Annotated in this window: 17 protein-coding genes and 1 pseudogene; 16 read left to right on the top strand and 2 right to left on the bottom strand. The window is 37.6% G+C overall.

Translation table 11 applies throughout. The features are described 5' to 3' along the window. The first annotated feature begins 17 nt into the window (after positions 1–17). The 11 genes from ACFYKT_RS18640 to ACFYKT_RS18590 all read left to right on the top strand — a co-directional run bounded on the left by ACFYKT_RS18640 (position 18) and on the right by ACFYKT_RS18590 (position 8,272). Positions 18–596 carry a TetR family transcriptional regulator gene (locus ACFYKT_RS18640; protein WP_389222718.1) on the top strand — a complete coding sequence of 193 codons (579 nt, stop codon included), beginning with the start codon at positions 18–20 and terminating at the stop codon, positions 594–596. A 74-nt stretch (positions 597–670) separates the two neighbouring features. Continuing rightward, positions 671–1,018 (top strand): DMT family transporter, encoded by a 348-nt coding sequence (locus tag ACFYKT_RS18635; RefSeq protein WP_389222634.1) that lies wholly within the window; start codon positions 671–673, stop codon positions 1,016–1,018. Positions 1,019–1,020: 2 nt separating this feature from the next. Beyond that, positions 1,021–1,335 (top strand): DMT family transporter, encoded by a 315-nt coding sequence (locus tag ACFYKT_RS18630; RefSeq protein ID WP_389222632.1) that lies wholly within the window; start codon positions 1,021–1,023, stop codon positions 1,333–1,335. 109 nt (positions 1,336–1,444) lie between these two features. Continuing rightward, positions 1,445–1,993 (top strand): NADPH-dependent FMN reductase, encoded by a 549-nt coding sequence (locus ACFYKT_RS18625; protein WP_389222630.1) that lies wholly within the window; start codon positions 1,445–1,447, stop codon positions 1,991–1,993. Between the two features lie 124 nt (positions 1,994–2,117). Next, on the top strand, positions 2,118–3,404 hold the full coding sequence (locus tag ACFYKT_RS18620) for a polysaccharide deacetylase family protein (protein WP_389222628.1): 1,287 nt from the start codon (positions 2,118–2,120) through the stop codon (positions 3,402–3,404). A 151-nt stretch (positions 3,405–3,555) separates the two neighbouring features. Continuing rightward, on the top strand, positions 3,556–4,686 hold the full coding sequence (locus ACFYKT_RS18615) for a DUF2087 domain-containing protein (RefSeq protein ID WP_389222626.1): 1,131 nt from the start codon (positions 3,556–3,558) through the stop codon (positions 4,684–4,686). A 75-nt stretch (positions 4,687–4,761) separates the two neighbouring features. Next, positions 4,762–6,105, top strand: a complete 1,344-nt coding sequence (locus ACFYKT_RS18610; RefSeq protein ID WP_389222716.1) for an MATE family efflux transporter — start codon at positions 4,762–4,764, stop codon at positions 6,103–6,105. Between the two features lie 162 nt (positions 6,106–6,267). Further along, entirely contained in the window at positions 6,268–6,597 is a 330-nt protein-coding gene (locus ACFYKT_RS18605; protein ID WP_389222624.1) for a PadR family transcriptional regulator, read from the top strand. Next, on the top strand, positions 6,594–6,992 hold the full coding sequence (locus ACFYKT_RS18600; RefSeq protein ID WP_389222622.1) for a permease prefix domain 1-containing protein: 399 nt from the start codon (positions 6,594–6,596) through the stop codon (positions 6,990–6,992). Before ACFYKT_RS18605 ends, ACFYKT_RS18600 begins: the two co-directional genes overlap by 4 nt. Positions 6,993–7,005: 13 nt before the next feature. Continuing rightward, the gene (locus ACFYKT_RS18595; RefSeq protein ID WP_389222620.1) at positions 7,006–7,644 is read left to right on the top strand and encodes a hypothetical protein; all 639 of its coding nucleotides are present in this window, start codon (positions 7,006–7,008) and stop codon (positions 7,642–7,644) included. A gap of 31 nt (positions 7,645–7,675) precedes the next feature. Next, positions 7,676–8,272, top strand: a complete 597-nt coding sequence (locus ACFYKT_RS18590) for a hypothetical protein (RefSeq protein ID WP_389222619.1) — start codon at positions 7,676–7,678, stop codon at positions 8,270–8,272. A 73-nt stretch (positions 8,273–8,345) separates the two neighbouring features. Here the strand turns inward: ACFYKT_RS18590 and ACFYKT_RS18585 are convergent, their stop codons facing one another. Further along, entirely contained in the window at positions 8,346–9,218 is an 873-nt protein-coding gene (locus tag ACFYKT_RS18585; protein ID WP_389222617.1) for a LysR family transcriptional regulator, read from the bottom strand. Positions 9,219–9,334: 116 nt separating this feature from the next. Here ACFYKT_RS18585 and ACFYKT_RS18580 point away from each other — a divergent pair, with 116 nt between their 5' ends. After that, positions 9,335–10,390 carry a YeiH family protein gene (locus ACFYKT_RS18580; protein ID WP_389222615.1) on the top strand — a complete coding sequence of 352 codons (1,056 nt, stop codon included), beginning with the start codon at positions 9,335–9,337 and terminating at the stop codon, positions 10,388–10,390. 347 nt (positions 10,391–10,737) lie between these two features. Here ACFYKT_RS18580 and ACFYKT_RS18575 read toward each other — a convergent pair whose 3' ends face one another. After that, entirely contained in the window at positions 10,738–11,769 is a 1,032-nt protein-coding gene (locus tag ACFYKT_RS18575) for a DUF418 domain-containing protein (RefSeq protein ID WP_389222613.1), read from the bottom strand. Positions 11,770–11,958: 189 nt separating this feature from the next. Here ACFYKT_RS18575 and ACFYKT_RS18570 point away from each other — a divergent pair, with 189 nt between their 5' ends. From ACFYKT_RS18570 to ACFYKT_RS18555, 4 genes and pseudogenes are all read left to right on the top strand, one after another. Beyond that, positions 11,959–12,651, top strand: coding sequence for a response regulator transcription factor (locus tag ACFYKT_RS18570; protein ID WP_389222611.1), 693 nt, complete (start codon positions 11,959–11,961; stop codon positions 12,649–12,651). A gap of 80 nt (positions 12,652–12,731) precedes the next feature. After that, positions 12,732–13,655 (top strand): annotated as a pseudogene (locus ACFYKT_RS18565) (ABC transporter ATP-binding protein). Next, positions 13,648–14,394: an ABC transporter permease gene (locus ACFYKT_RS18560; RefSeq protein WP_389222609.1), complete on the top strand. Its 747-nt coding sequence runs from the start codon at positions 13,648–13,650 to the stop codon at positions 14,392–14,394. The pseudogene ACFYKT_RS18565 and the gene ACFYKT_RS18560 overlap by 8 nt, the downstream one beginning before the upstream one ends. A 21-nt stretch (positions 14,395–14,415) precedes the next feature. Continuing rightward, a complete protein-coding gene (locus tag ACFYKT_RS18555) occupies positions 14,416–15,312 on the top strand; it encodes a sensor histidine kinase (RefSeq protein ID WP_389222607.1) in 897 nt (298 codons plus the stop codon). The last annotated feature ends 181 nt before the right edge of the window (positions 15,313–15,493 follow it).

Here is a 15,493-nt window from a genome sequence, read left to right as displayed (position 1 = left end):
TTATGAAGGGGCTACGAATAATGAATAAAAAAGAAAAGATTGTTCATGCAGCGATTGAAGTGTTTCGAGAGAAGGGCATTGAAAAAACGAAAATCGCTGATATCGTAAAGTTAGCAAATATTGCACAAGGTACATTTTATTTGTATTTTCCATCCAAGCTCTCCGTCATGCCAGCGATCGCAGAAGTTATGGTTGAGAAGACGATTGCAGCGGTAAGGAATGAAGTTCAGGAGGATGCGTCATTTACAACGAAACTTGCTCAAGTAGTTGATGCCATCTTTAAAATAACTTGTGATTATCGAGAGATCCTTGCGCTTATTTATGCAGGAATGGGGTCGACAGAACATATTAAAGAATGGGAGACCGTATATGAACCCTTCTATTCGTGGATCAGCCAATTCTTACATGAAGCTAAAGTTGCTGGAAATATCCGCGACTCCATTCATGTTGAACGAACTGCGAAATTAGTGATAGGCCTTGTTGAATCGTCAGCTGAACAAGTCTATTTATATGATGCAAAACAGGATGATCAGGCTTCGATACAGAAGGAAGAGGTTTTAAGCTTTTTAAAGCATGGATTAGGTATTCGAGAATAGCTAGAATGGAGCAATACATTTATTTGTACTCAAATATGAATGACAGTCAGTCATTAGTTGGGGGAGAAATGCGGATGAATAAAGCATGGATTTATGTTTTTTTAACTTGTCTGTTTGAATTAATCTGGGTGTATGGGTTTAATGAAGCCGAGACATGGTGGCAATGGGGAATAGTTATTGTCATTATTCTAGTGGATTTTCACTTTTTGCCTAAAGCATGTGAAAGCCTGCCGACTGGTACCGTTTATGCTGTGTTTGCAGGAGTAGGAACAATAGGGACAGCATTAATGGATATTCTTCTTTTCGGAGGGAGCTTTAGTATGGGAAAGCTTCTATTCATAGGTATTTTAATTACAGGTGTGATTGGTTTGAATCTTGCAGATAATAAAGCAGAGGGAAATGTTTCGAAAGGGGTCGCATAAGTATGGGGTGGGTATTTGTACTCCTTGCAGCATTAAGTGAGATCATTGGTGTGTTAGGTCTTAAATTATACAGTCAGAAAAAATCAATCAAGCATGGGGTTATTTATCTAGGGGGATTCAGTGCTTCCTTTGCCTTTTTATATGCTTCCTTTCATTATTTGCAAATAAGTATTGCCTATTCTGTCTGGATAGGAATTGGAACAGCTGGTGCAGTCCTTTTAAATATGGTGCTTTTTGGGGAGTCTAAGAATATGCTTAGACTTGCAAGTGTAGCACTTATAGTGATCGGAGTAACAGGATTAAAAGCTCTTTCCTGACAAGTGATTCCCATAGGCAAGTCGTGAAGGTGGAAAATATAATTTTTTTAAGATAAAGTTTTTATTGATAGCTGTTAGACAGCTTTATAATGTATGAAAGGATGATTCGATGAAAATTACAGCTTTAGTCGGGAGTAACCGAAAGGATTCTTATAATAAAAAACTAATTGAGTTTATGCAAAAACGTTATCAGGAAAAGGTAGAGATTGAAATATTGCCTATTGAGGATCTTCCGATGTACAACCAGGATGACGAGCTAGATCCCCCAGCTATTGTGAAATCTATAAAAAGTAAAGTGCTGGAAAGCGATGGGGTGTTAATTGCTACACCTGAGTATAATCACTCGATACCGGCGGTGCTAAAGAATGCCATTGATTGGTTTTCACGGGTGGAAAAGGTAATGGTGAATAAACCTGTAATGATCGTAGGTGCAACAATAGGTGTATTAGGGACTGCACGTGCTCAAATGCATCTCCGTCAAATATTGAACTCAGGAGGAATCGCAGCACTTACATTACCAGGGAATGAGGTATTTATCGGTACCATTCAAGAGAAAATGGATGAATCAGGAACACTTATTCACGAACCAACAATCCAGTTTCTTGATACGGTAATGGATAACTACATGAATTGGGTAGAAAAAACGAAGGGTTTATAAAATGTGTTCTTCCTAATCTTAGTATGAAATGATTTTATACTAAGATTAGGTATTTTTTTATCAAAAAGCGGATAATTACAAATAAGGATGATGAATTAGAGCAATAGATAGGGAGGTGTAGTACTTGCTTAAGCCAATTAGAAGCATGAAAGTCATGATTGTCTTTTTCATTCTATTTCTTTCAGCTTGTCAATCACAAAAAACTGTTCCAGAAGAGCCGCTTGAGCAGAGGGAGAATTCCCTACAGCCTAAAGAAGTTGACGCTGTTTCCATTCTGCTGAATGAAATCATGGATCAGGCGCAAAATGGAATGACTGTGGGCAGTCAAATAAATGTGATGGACAGTAAAATGGAACAAGTAAAAGCTGAATGGGGCGAACCAGACAAGCTGGATCAATCAGGTAAAGGCTCTTATGCAACCTATGATGAGAAGAACTTTGCTGTTGGCTTCAATGAATCAGGTGAAATATTTGATGTTCGCTCGTATGCGAATGATCTTATTAAATTAACGCCTGATTTGATTAACGATAGTTTGGGCCAGCCTGATCAAGTGAGGAAAACAAATAGTGAAGAAATCTATGTTTACGTATTAAACCATTTGATCGAACTGAAATTCATTATCCCAAACAATAGCAAGGCTGTGCACCATATTTCAGTTTATAATCCTGAGCGGGCAAATGCAGATAAAATAAGTGATGAATATGTGTTAGATATTAAAGGACAATCCAAACAATTAACTGCATCTGCATGGGAGAGCATGAAAAATTGGCGGCAACAAATCGTTGCATTTGCGAAAGAGCATGAGAATGTGTATATAAATGGTCCCAATAAGAAACAGGTTGCCCTAACGTTTGACGATGGGCCAGATGAGTTAGTAACGCCGGCGATTATTGATATATTAGATGAACATCATGTGAAAGGGAATTTCTTTTTCGTAGGAAGCAATGTTGAAGCACATCCGGATGTCGTGAAACAGGCCTATGACAGTGGTCACTTAGTTGCAAGCCATAGCTATAATCATGTTGAATTAACGAAGCGATCGCAAGCAGAAATCCAAACGGAAATGAAGCGGGCAGGTCAGGCAATTAAATCAGTGATCGGAAAAGAAACTGCTATTCTACGCACGCCATATGGTGAGACAAATAAACAAGTGGCGGAAATTGCTAAGCAAGAGGGATATTCAATTGTCCTATGGTCCATTGATACATTAGATTGGTCACAAAAAGAGGCGAGTAATATCATAAATAATGTGATGAACCATGTTAGAAATGGCGACATTATCCTTATGCACTCCGATTCAGAGAAAACGGAGACCGTAAAAGCACTGCCTGCATTAATTGAGGCATTGCAGAAAGAAAATTTCGAGATTGTCGACTTAGAAACTTTATTGAATGTAAAAGCTTATCAATAGAAATAGTAGAAAATAATCTGGCATTTTGTCAGATTATTTTTTTGTGTAAAAAACCGTAATTTATGGACACTTTGTGATTTTGTTTGACATACAATAAACAAAAATGTAAAATATCTATTATAAAACAAACAAATAAAGGTTGTGACTATAAATGAGCATATCAGAATCTTTTTGGAATGCCTCAATTGAGGAGTTAAAGCAAGGCTATATTAAAGAGGATCGTCATTATATATGTCTTCTATGCGGAAAGACAACAGAGAAGGGAATTGTTTATCAATCAGAGGATGTTTTTTATGAAGCAGAAAGGTATATGTCTTTTCATATTGAAAGTGAACATGAATCTGTATTTGATTACCTGATCGATCTTGATAAAAAGCTGACAGGATTGACCGATCATCAAAATCGTCTCCTTCGTCTTTTTTATGACGGCAAGAGTGATGCCCAAGTTCAGAAGGAAATGGGAATTGGCAGTGCATCAACCATCCGGAATCATCGTTTTGTTTTAAAGGAAAAAGAACGTCAAGCGAAGTTGTTTTTAACAATGATGGAGCTTTTAAAAGAGAAGGACAATCATAAACCAGCATTCATTGATGTTCATACAACAGCAAGGATGGTTGATGACCGCTACAATGTGACGAAGGAAGAAAATGAAGAAATTCTGCAGAAATTTTTCCCTGAGGGGATGGATGGACAATTAAGATCTTTCCCGACAAAGGAAAAACAAAGGCTAGTCGTTCTTCGTGCAATAACGAATCGTTTCGAAAGTGAAAAGGTCTACGGGGAAAAAGAAGTAAACCAACTATTAAATGCAGTTTACGATGATTATGCGTTAGTAAGACGCTATTTAATCGAATACGGCTTTTTAGATCGAGAAGCAGACGGCAGCCAATATTGGCTCAAAAAAACAATTGGAGGGAAAGAGAAAATGGATAGAAAAAAGGAACTGAAACAGCAATATAAGGAAATTACGATTGAAGCAGGAGTTTTTCAAATAAAGAATACAAAAAACGATAAAATTTTTATTGGCAGCACACGAAATTTAAAAACATTAAATGGAACAAAATTCTCATTGGAAAATGATTCATTCTCAAATAAAATGCTACAAGCAGAATGGAGTCAATTTGGGAAAGAAGCTTTTGATATTGAAGTCCTTGAGATTCTGAAAAAGCAAGATAATCCTTATTACAATGAGAAGGAAGAGTTAGAAAAACTAGAAGAAAAATGGCTGAATCAGCTACAGCCATACGGAGAACGAGGGTATCACCAAGAGAAGACCCGCTAAAAGGAGAAATGAAAGTTGGAATCACAGCAAAGTAAAAAAGAAAATCATAAATCTGAGGGGTTAGGAACAAATGAAATGCCTATCTGGCGTCCAATGCTTATGTTCCTCATTCCTTTGATTCTTAGCAATATATTGCAATCTGTCGGTCAATTGTTTGGTATGGTCATTATCGGACGTTGGCTAGGCGTGAATGAATTAGCAGCTATCTCAGCCTTCTTCCCTTTATTTTTCCTGCTTATATCTTTTGTCATCGGGATTGGATCAGGAAGTGCAATCCTGATTGGGCAAGCATTTGGAGCAAGAAATGAAGAAAAGCTTAAGGGAGTAGTAGGAACAACCTTAACATTCACGTTTATTCTAGGTGTGGTACTGGCAATTCTCGGAGGAATCTTTGCAATGGATATCCTTCGTCTGATTGGCACACCAGCCAATATTATTGATATGAGTGTTCATTACGCAAAAATTTTGTTTTGGTCACTGCCAGTACTGTTTTTGTATTCAGTATATACGACATTTATGAGAGGGACAGGGGATTCAAAAACCCCTTTTTATTTCCTCATTGTCAGCACTGTTCTTAATGTGGCTTTCTTGCCGCCATTAGTATTCGGCTGGTTCGGTATTCCGCAGCTTGGTGTGTATGGAGCAGCCTATGCATCTTTACTATCCACAATCGTAACTTTTGTTGCCATGCTTTTCTATTTACACAAAGTAAAGCATCCACTGCAACTGGATGCTTCGATTCGGAAATATCTCCGTATGGATAAAGAATTGCTTAAACTGCTGCTTCGCCTTGGTATCCCATCGAGCATTAGCATGATTCTGCTATCACTTTCTGAAATAGCAGTGATCACATTTGTCAACCGTTATGGATCGGATGCAACAGCTGCTTACGGCGTCGTGAATCAAGTGGCAAGTTATGTACAGATGCCGGCAATCAGTCTAAGCATTGCTGTTTCCGTATTTGCCGCCCAGGCCATTGGTGGCAGCCAATTTGATCGATTAAAACAAGTTATTCGGACAGGGATTTTATTTAATTATGTAATCAGCGGGGTGCTGATTATTCTAATCTATATTTTCTCAGAAAACATTCTTTCACTGTTTATTACAAGTAAAGAGACAATTGAAATTGCGAATAGCCTGCTCATGATTACATTATGGAGCTATGTCATTATCGGGCATGCACATATTCTGAATTCAACGATGCGGGCAAGCGGCACCGTCCTATGGCCGACCGTTTTAAGTATCATACCGATCTGGCTTATTGAGGTTCCAATTGCATATTGGCTGTCTACCTATACAACGCTTGGAATCAAAGGGATATGGATTGGCTATCCAGCGGCGTTCATCGTGACCTTGGTATTTGTGTATACGTATTACCGCTGGGTGTGGAAGAAAAAGCAGATTGTTCGTTTAATCTAATATTGATAAGAAACATCTTCTAATAATAGGAGGTGTTTTTTATTTTACAAAAACTTCAAATATAAACCTAAAAAAGAAATAAAAATTACTTTGACAGGTAGAGCAATTTCGTTTAATATTACTCTATCAGATAGAATAGTGGATGAACAAGGATGTGTCAGCATGATTAGAAGTGATATTATACGCGGACATTTGGATTCGATTATTTTGCGCTTGATTTGTGAAGAGGATCGGTATGGATATGAAATTTCTAAGGAGATCAGTTCACGCACAGACAATCGATTTCAGATAAAAGAAGCAACATTATATGCGGTATTTCAAAGGCTTGAAAAAAAGGAATTAATCGAATCTTACGTAGGCGGAGTTTCTCAAGGCGGAAAGAGGAAATATTACAGAATCACCATGCTTGGAAAAGCCTACTTGCGGGAAATGGTAAAAGAGTGGAAGGAAGTAAGAGCAATCATTGATTTATTTATGGAGGGGTTAAAGTGAAGAAGCTAAAAAATCATGTAGATGAACTATTTCAGGAAATTCCTGAAAGTGAGCAAAAAAGGGCAATTAAGCAAGAGGTTTTGGAAAATCTTGAAGAAAAGGTCTGGGATTTAGTGGCGAACGGGAAAGAAGAGGAAGATGCGATTAATAAAGCGATTGTTGAGTTCGGTGATATTGAAGATTTGAAAAAGGAATTAGGTGTCAAACAGCCAATAAAAAAGAATATGACAAAGTTAAATTTAGGCTATTCCATTTGGGGAAGCGTTCTGATCATTGCATTATTTCTTTTTATAAACATTTATTATTCTCCTAATGTCATTTGGTTTGTCTATCCGACATTTGCGGTATTATGGTGGCCTTTAACAATGTATTTTAAGTGGCAGCGTTCTAAATGAGGAGTGAGAATAAATGAGAAAATTTGATGTTGGTTTTGCGGTAGCTGGCAGCATAATGAGTATTCTCTTTTTTATGATCGTCAATTATGTAACAAGCACTGAGTATTTATGGTTTATCTACCCTTCATTAGCCTTGCTGCTGTGGCCAATTGGTCTGTACTGTGCGAAACAGGAGAAACATAAGTTATTTTCTATATTATGCAGTGGACTTATTATTCTTTTTCTTATTTCGGAAAATATAATTCATTCTCCGGTCCATCCATGGTCGATGTATGCTATTTTTCCGATTTTATGGTGGCCAATCCTAATTATTTTAGGAAAAAGGGCTAAGACCATGTCCGTTGCATGGGTAGGGAGCATAAGTATAATTCTATATTATTTAATCTTGAATATATTGATCTCTCCCGGATATCCTTGGGCAATCTATCCTGCATTTGTCGTGTTATGGTGGCCGCTATCTTTATATCATGCATTGAAAAAGACCTTTTTTGCTTACTCGGTACATGCTAGTTTACTAATCATTTTCTTTTTCATTACTGTAAATGCCGTTTCCTCTCCAAACACAATTTGGGCAGTATACCCAATTTTTTGTGTCTTATGGTGGCCCCTTTCTATGTATTATTTCGTCTATAAAAAGAGAAGAGTCAATTGATTTGAATTCTAGAGGAAAGTGAAGGTAGATTATGGAGGAGAAAAAGGTCTATATCATTTTTACAGATACGGGAACACTTTTTACGAAATTAATCAAACTATATACGAAGAAGCCGTTAAACCATGTATCGATTTCGTTTGATAAACAATTAACCGATATATTCAGCTTCGGGCGCAAAAAACCTTATAATCCCTTTATCGGCGGATTTGTAAGGGAAAGAATTGCAGAAGGATTATTTAAAAAAGCGAGATGTGAGATATACAGCTATTCCCTATCAGAAAGGGAATATGAACAAATGCAAACAAAGGTTAGACAAATAGAAGCAAAGAAAGAGTTATATAAATATAACTTCTTAGGACTTATTGCCATTATGCTTAAATATAATCTTAAAAGAAAAAATGCTTACTTTTGCTCTCAATTTGTTGCAACTATATTAAATGAAAAAATAGGGCTGCTTGAAAAAGCCCCAAGTCAATGTACGCCACAAGATATCTTGGCAGTTCACAAGCTTGAATTAATCTATAAAGGAAAGCTTAATCACTATCCGCATCAGGCAAGTGAAAAAATGGATGAGCCTGATTTCCGTTTTGGAAAATCAATCATGTATAAGTCGCCTGATTTTAGTTAGCTATAATATATAAAATTATTAATAAAGCTGATAAAATGTTGCCTTTGGAGCAGTTTATCAGCTTTTTACCTTTTCATCTTTTTAATAGCTCCAAAAATACAGACAACGCCTTCGTTTGAAAGGGAGAACGCAAGACAACGGAAAATTCCCTCTTAATAGAAACTCCCTTCGCATTAATAACCACCAATGATCCGTTCTCGCTTTCCTTCCGAATCACCCAATCAGATAATAGGCTAATGCCAATTCCAGCTTCGACAGATTCTTTAATTAGTTGTGTGCTGCCAAATTCTAATATTTTTTGAGGTGAGATGTTACATTGTTTAAAAAGTTTCTCAGTCGCTTCTCTTGTTCCTGAGCCGTTTTCTCTCACAATCCACGTTTCATTCTCTATATCAGCAATAGATATCTCGCCTTCAATGTGAGACAATCGATTTTTTGGTGAGGCAATAATACTCATCTTATCAATCGCAAAAGGCTCGATCTTTAAGTTTTTTTCCTGGTATTGTCCCTCCACAATACCGACATCTAATTGATGTCCAAGTACGAGTTCGGCTATTTCCTTCGTATTTCCAATGGTGATGGCAGGTTTTATTAGTGGATATTTTTCTTGCATGTCAGCAATTAAGTGTGGCAGAACATATTCTCCGAACGAATAGCTTGCTCCGATCGATAAAAGTCCATTTGGATTGTTTGTAAGGTCATCGATCAAATAGTGCATTTTACCGTAAAGCCCCAATATTTCTTTTGCATGATGGTAAACGATTTCACCTGCTTTATTTAGGTGTACATATTTATTGCTTCGTTCTAATAATTTTGTGCCCACCGCACGTTCCAATGCTTGAATATACTGACTGACGGCAGGCTGGGTCATATGCAATTCTTCAGCAGCACGTGAAAAGTTCTGTTTTTCCGCTACCGTAACAAAGACAGCCAATTGTTGATCCAAATCCTCACCTCCACTTTTGTATATGTTTTACTTATTATAAGCATTATAAATTATTATTTTTCTTATAGTAAGGAAAACATTATGCTAGGATTACAATCAATTATGGAGGGGATAAAATGTTAGCACAAGCTGCTAAAGTATATTCATCGGGTAAAGAACCACTCCAGCCAGAGAAAAGACCTGTTTCTTTCGGGAGATGGATCGGTGGGATTGCATTTACATTTTTAATCGCTTTATTAGGCTACTTATTAGCAAAGCTTCCTGGGTTTGACCATGTGGGTCAGCTGGCTTCGGCTATTATCCTAGCTGTTTTATACCGGAATATTTTTGGGTATCCAGAGCTTTTGCGGGCAGGCATTGCTTTTTCGTCTAAAAAACTATTAAGATTTGCGATTATACTCTATGGCCTGAAGCTTAATATCGGGACGGTTTTGGATGACGGCCTTGGGTTACTCGTTCGAGATGTGGGTGTCATTATCTTTGCCATTTTGTTAACGGTTTGGTTGGCTCGCCTGTTAAAAGCGGATAAGAATATAGCGCTGCTTGTTGGGGTAGGGACAGGGGTATGTGGTGCCGCAGCCATTGCTGCCATTGCTCCGATTATTAAATCAAAGGATGAAGATACTGCTATTGGGGTTGGAATTATTGCGCTTGTAGGAACTATTTTTGCGATTGGCTATACGATTTTACGTCCGATCCTTCCGTTAACTGACAGTGAATATGGCATATGGTCGGGGATCAGCTTACATGAAATTGCTCATGTCGCATTAGCAGCTGCACCGGGAGGACAGGATGCACTTGCAATTGGCTTACTTGCCAAACTAGGTAGGGTATTTTTGCTTGTTCCATTGTGCTTTATTTTTATGTACATCATGAAAAAGAAAAACGCGGGAGAGAAAAATTCAGATACGAAAATTGAATTTCCGTGGTTTCTCATTGGGTTTATGATCATGAGCGTAATCGGCAGCTATGTACTTGGGAAGTCGATTCCTGTTTCGGAAACGTTTATGAACGGAGTAACGAATCTTACCACTTGGTGTTTAACCGCAGCGATGGTCGGACTTGGATTAAATGTCAGCCTTCACGATCTACGCACAAAAGCATTAAAACCGTTAATCGCGATGGGGATTACTTCTATTTGTTTATCTATAATAGCCTATTTTTTCGTTTAAATGAAAATAGAGGCTGTCCTAATAGAGGGTTCTTGAACAATTTAGGCTACTCGACTAATCTCTATTCGTTGTTGCTAAACTAAACTGACACATCTTCAGTAGCCAATGGGCCCCATTGGGTTCAGTTTGAACGAGATTTACACATTTACAGTAGCCAATGAGTCCCATTGGGTTCGGTGTGAACGAGACATACCCATCTTCGGTAGCCAATGAGCCTCATTGAGTTCAGTTTGAATGAGATTTACACATTTACGGTAGCCAATGGGCTCCATTGGGTTCAGTTTGAACAAGACATACACATCTTCGGTAGCCAATGAGCCCTATTAAGTTCAGTTTCCTTCGCTATTTTAAGTAGTATTCTTTCTTAAAGGAACTGCTTGCCAATACGTAATAATACGCCAAATCCATTCAAGCGGTCCCATCTTAAAGAAACGTAGCCAAACGACACTGAAAATCATTTGAAGTGCATATATAGCTATACATACATAAAGCGTTTGTATATACGTTAGATTCGCGGTGAAATGGAATAGCTGGCCAGCTAATAATATAAACACTGTTTGTCCAATATAGTTTGTAAATGCCATTCGTCCGTAATATTTAAGTGGACTTAAAATGGTCTGAACCATTTTAGATTGTAATAGCAGGAGCAGAAATCCAATATAAAAGGCTGATATAATCGGGCCGTTCGTTACTCCGATTTGCAGAAATTTACTTACCTGATCGACTGCTCCTTCTTCACTATACAGGATCATTGCCTGAAAGGGTTGATCTGGAGTATTTAAGTATTGGATATACAGTCCCACTCCGCTGAGCAGGAACATGAATGCTGTAAACAAAACTAGTTGTTTTGTTTTTTCCTTTAGATTTTCAAACACTTGATATTGTCCACATGTAAGACCTAATAATATTAGAGGCAGGGTTAAAGCTATCTTTATCCCTAAGATTGCAAACATAATGAGGAGGATGACACTGATTGCTAAATTAATATGTCTATTAACTTTATAAAAAGGCAATAGAATGAATCCAACAATAGCATAAACCATCAATGCCTCTCCAGGATGATATAGGGAGTGCAGAATACCGAAAGCTAGCATCGCCACAACCCTGCGTAAAAAGAGAACATATCCATTTCTTCCTTTTGCATTGGCCCGCGTAATAAAGAGATAGAACCCTACCCCAAATAGAAATGAAAAAATCGAGTAAAAGCGCCCTTCCACAAAGAAATATAAGAATCGCTGATAGTTCGCATCGACGGAATTTGGTTCAGGGATTTTAATATCAAGCAGTGATAGAATATTGACTAGAATAATTCCCATTAAGGCAAATCCCCGAATATAATCAAGTTCATCAATCCGGTTATTCGTTATCGTTTTTTTCATACCGTATCTCCTTGTAAGTATTCCTTTCATTATCTTACAAAAAAACGGGAAGCCATAGCTATCGATATACCTTACAAAATATCTTACATTCTTGTAAGAGTAGGAAATTTAATCATTAGGTAGTCATTGTAAAATAGCTGCCAAAAAGATTATGCTAGTGATACGAAATCAATAAAAAGGTGAAGACAAATGGATAAAGAGATAAACATTTTAGTAGTAGAAGATGATAATGATATTAGTCAATTGCTGTGCAGCATAATTAAAAGGAACGGGTATATGCCACAGCCGGCCTTTTCCGGTACAGAAGCGTTGATTTATTTAGACAAGCAGGAATGGGATATGGTTCTCCTGGATTTAATGCTGCCTGGAATGACGGGAGAAGAAATCCTTACGAAAATTAGTGAGCAAAGCCCAGTTCCCGTCATCATTATCTCAGCAAAATTGGAGCAACAGACGAAAATTGAGGCATTAAGATCCGGAGCAGATGATTATATAACCAAACCATTCGATATTGAGGAAGTCTCAGCAAGGATTGACTCGCATTTAAGAAGATACCGGCGCACGATGGAGCCTCCAAAACATATCGAGTTAAGGCATAAAGATCTCTGTGTTGATACGGAAGCTAAGACAGTGACTGTAAATGGAGCAGTGGTTGCTTTTACTGCACGGGAATATGCGATATTAGTTCTATTGCTATCCTCCCCTAAGAAGGTTTTTACAAAAGCAAACCTGTTTGAAACGGTTTGGAATGAAGAATTTTACGGTGACGATAATACGATGAATGTACATATGAGCAATTTAAGAAGCAAGCTGGCTAAGGCCAATCCGAAAGAAGAATATATCGAAACAATCTGGGGGATGGGGTACCGATTGAAATCTTAAGGTTTTCTTAAGATTCATCTTAAGCCTTTCTTATGTTTTCCTTTCTATACTAAAAAGCATCACATGAGGGAGGGAATGGAATGAGCGATTATGTTCTTACAACCAATAGTTTATCCAAGCAGTATAAACATCAATTGGCTTTAAATAAAGTGAATCTTTCTATTAAAAAGGGCTCAATTTATGGATTTATCGGACAAAACGGTGCAGGTAAATCCACACTCATTCGTTTAGTAACTGGGCTTGCTTATCCGACTGGCGGCACGATTGAACTATTTGGACAGAGTAATGCACATGAACTTGTCCAGGCGCGGCAAAGAATTGGGACAATTATCGAAGGGCCAGCCTTGTATCCACATATGACTGCTGCAGAGAATCTTGAAGCACACAGATTGTTAAAAGGTATCCCGGGAAGGGAATGTGTGGAGAAAACACTTGCCCTTGTGGGGCTACAAGGAACAGGGAAGAAAAAAGCCAAGAATTTCTCCTTAGGGATGAAGCAACGACTTGGTCTTGGTATTGCGTTACTGGGAGATCCTGAATTCTTAATTCTCGATGAGCCGATTAATGGATTGGACCCAATGGGTGTTGTAGAAATTAGAGAGTTATTGAAAAAGCTTAATCAAGAATATGGAATCACCATTCTGATCTCCAGCCATATTCTTAGCGAGCTGCACTTACTTGCCACTCATTATGGAATTATTCATAAAGGGGAGCTATTAGAATAATTAACAGTAAGGGAACTTAATGAAAAATGTCAGCATTATATTCACGTGAAGGTGGATAATCCAGACAAAGCGACTACAATCTTTGAAACGAAGCTTGGGACCGCCCAATATGAAGTCATGCCTGACGGAACCATTCGACTATTTAAGTATTTAGATACTCCTAGCCGTGTTTCCAAGCTGCTTGCGGATGAAGGGCTGATGATTGAGCAATTCATGCCGATGGGGGAAGACTTGGAAACATACTTTACCAATCGGATTGGGGGTGTTCAGCATGGGTAATCTAGTGAAAGCAGAGTTATTTAAGTTGAAGAAGGATCGGTCTTTTTGGACGCTGATTTTAGGGTTAGTTGCATCAGGTATTTTTTATCCGATGCTGATCTTTTTTGATGGCAGCACACAAGCTATTTCTGTGAATGATTTATATACCTATACAGCTCTGGGAGGAAATAATTATATTGTTAAGCTTGTACCTTGTATCCTTGCAGGTTTCTTTATTTCCAGTGAATATTCGATGGGAACAATGAAAAGTATCGGGGCATCTGGCAATAGCCGATTTCGAATCTATTACGCTAAGCTACTCATTTTCTCCATTGGAGCTATGATCATTGCATTAACTTTTCCAATTGTCATTATGGTAGTAGGAGCTATTTTATCTGGTTTTAACGATATGCCGACACTAGATTATATCGTTCGGACTCTTGGATTAACCATTCTTTATGCAGTGGCGTTTGCTTCCATTATGGCTTTGGTTTCAATCATTTTAACTGACAGCGGAAAGACGATTGGATTTTTAATCTTATTTTTCATTCTTTTTGATAGTATTTTTTATGGACTAAGCCAAAAGTTTTCTTTAATCGAAACACTCTTTAATTATTCTGCGTTTAAGCTGTTTCTAGAAATTAGCGAGTTTGACTTAGGGGATGGCGTTTTACTTAAATTAATATTTGTACCAATCGTAACCTTTGTAGCTTTTGGGTTGCTAGGCAGTTATGTGTTTAGGAAAAAGGAGATTAAATAATGAAGGAATGGGGTGAGATGAATGGTCTATATGATGATAATGGCTGTACTAGTAGCGCTGTTTTATCTCACTCGTTTTTATTATTTGAAGAAGGAAATAAGGAACGCTGCCCGTCAGTTAAATGAGCTAAACAATCAAATGACGGCTAAGAAAATAAACCTTGCTTTCTTTGATAAAGATCTTGAGGTTTTATCAAAGGAAATAAATGAACAGATTGATAAAACCAAATGGGCTAATGCGGAAAAAAAGAGAACGGAAAATGAGCTGAGGTTGGCTGTTGCTAACATTTCACATGATATTCGGACACCAATGACCTCCATATTAGGGTATATGCAATTATTGGAGTCAGAAGAATTAACACCAGAAAAAAGAGCAGAGTACATTGCCATTGTGAAGAAAGGGGCACTAAGATTAAAGGCTCTATTAGAGGATTTCTTTGAATTATCGATTATTGAGTCATTTGATTATCCTTTAAAGATAGAAACAATTAAATTGAATAACATTGTGCTAGAAGCGTTGGTAGGGTTCTATGAACAATTTAATCAGAAAGGTCTTGAGCCGATTATTGAAATTCCAGCTTATGAGATTCGTCTTAAGGCTGATCCATCAGCTGTGAAACGAGTGATTGAAAATTTAATTCTGAACAGTATTAAGCATTCAAGCGGCAATGTGCTCATTCGGCTTGAACAGCTTCAATCTGGTATTCAACTAATTATCTGTAATCCTGCACCACATTTAAAAGAAGAAGATTTACTTCTGCTTTTCGATCGGTTCTATAAAGCAGACCAAACAAGAACTGAAAAGAGCACTGGATTAGGCCTATCCATTGCGAAAAGCCTAATGCTGAAGATGAATGGGAAGCTAACGGCTGAGCTGAAAGATAATCAGCTGTACATGAAGTGTGAATGGAAGAATTAACTTACGATGAATGATTGTCAAAACTTCAGCTTCGAAAATTCTTGATTTCCCATAAATGATCAATTAAGATAATAATATCAAAAAATGGAAGGGTGTCCATGAAACAATGAACAATTAATCCTATTTGTTAAGAAAAAACTCGTTTATAATACGATTCTTTTTTCTAGATAGGATTAGTCTG

The organism is Cytobacillus mangrovibacter, assembly GCF_042865275.1.
Lineage (GTDB): Bacteria > Bacillota > Bacilli > Bacillales > Cytobacillaceae > Cytobacillus > Cytobacillus mangrovibacter.
The sequence above is the reverse complement of the archived record's forward strand: the minus strand, read 5'-3'. Positions and strand labels throughout refer to the sequence as shown.

What these genes read in the sequence shown, in the direction of transcription:
- ACFYKT_RS18635 (WP_389222634.1), top strand. Translation starts at nt 671, where the DNA reads ATGAATAAAGCATGGATTTATGTTTTTTTAACTTGTCTGTTTGAATTA.
- ACFYKT_RS18630 (WP_389222632.1), top strand. Translation starts at nt 1,021, where the DNA reads ATGGGGTGGGTATTTGTACTCCTTGCAGCATTAAGTGAGATCATTGGT.
- ACFYKT_RS18625 (WP_389222630.1), top strand. Translation starts at nt 1,445, where the DNA reads ATGAAAATTACAGCTTTAGTCGGGAGTAACCGAAAGGATTCTTATAAT.
- ACFYKT_RS18615 (WP_389222626.1), top strand. Translation starts at nt 3,556, where the DNA reads ATGAGCATATCAGAATCTTTTTGGAATGCCTCAATTGAGGAGTTAAAG.
- ACFYKT_RS18610 (WP_389222716.1), top strand. Translation starts at nt 4,762, where the DNA reads ATGCCTATCTGGCGTCCAATGCTTATGTTCCTCATTCCTTTGATTCTT.
- ACFYKT_RS18605 (WP_389222624.1), top strand. Translation starts at nt 6,268, where the DNA reads ATGATTAGAAGTGATATTATACGCGGACATTTGGATTCGATTATTTTG.
- ACFYKT_RS18595 (WP_389222620.1), top strand. Translation starts at nt 7,006, where the DNA reads ATGAGAAAATTTGATGTTGGTTTTGCGGTAGCTGGCAGCATAATGAGT.
- ACFYKT_RS18590 (WP_389222619.1), top strand. Translation starts at nt 7,676, where the DNA reads ATGGAGGAGAAAAAGGTCTATATCATTTTTACAGATACGGGAACACTT.
- ACFYKT_RS18580 (WP_389222615.1), top strand. Translation starts at nt 9,335, where the DNA reads ATGTTAGCACAAGCTGCTAAAGTATATTCATCGGGTAAAGAACCACTC.
- ACFYKT_RS18575 (WP_389222613.1), bottom strand. Translation starts at nt 11,769, where the DNA reads ATGAAAAAAACGATAACGAATAACCGGATTGATGAACTTGATTATATT.
- ACFYKT_RS18570 (WP_389222611.1), top strand. Translation starts at nt 11,959, where the DNA reads ATGGATAAAGAGATAAACATTTTAGTAGTAGAAGATGATAATGATATT.
- ACFYKT_RS18560 (WP_389222609.1), top strand. Translation starts at nt 13,648, where the DNA reads ATGGGTAATCTAGTGAAAGCAGAGTTATTTAAGTTGAAGAAGGATCGG.
- ACFYKT_RS18555 (WP_389222607.1), top strand. Translation starts at nt 14,416, where the DNA reads ATGGTCTATATGATGATAATGGCTGTACTAGTAGCGCTGTTTTATCTC.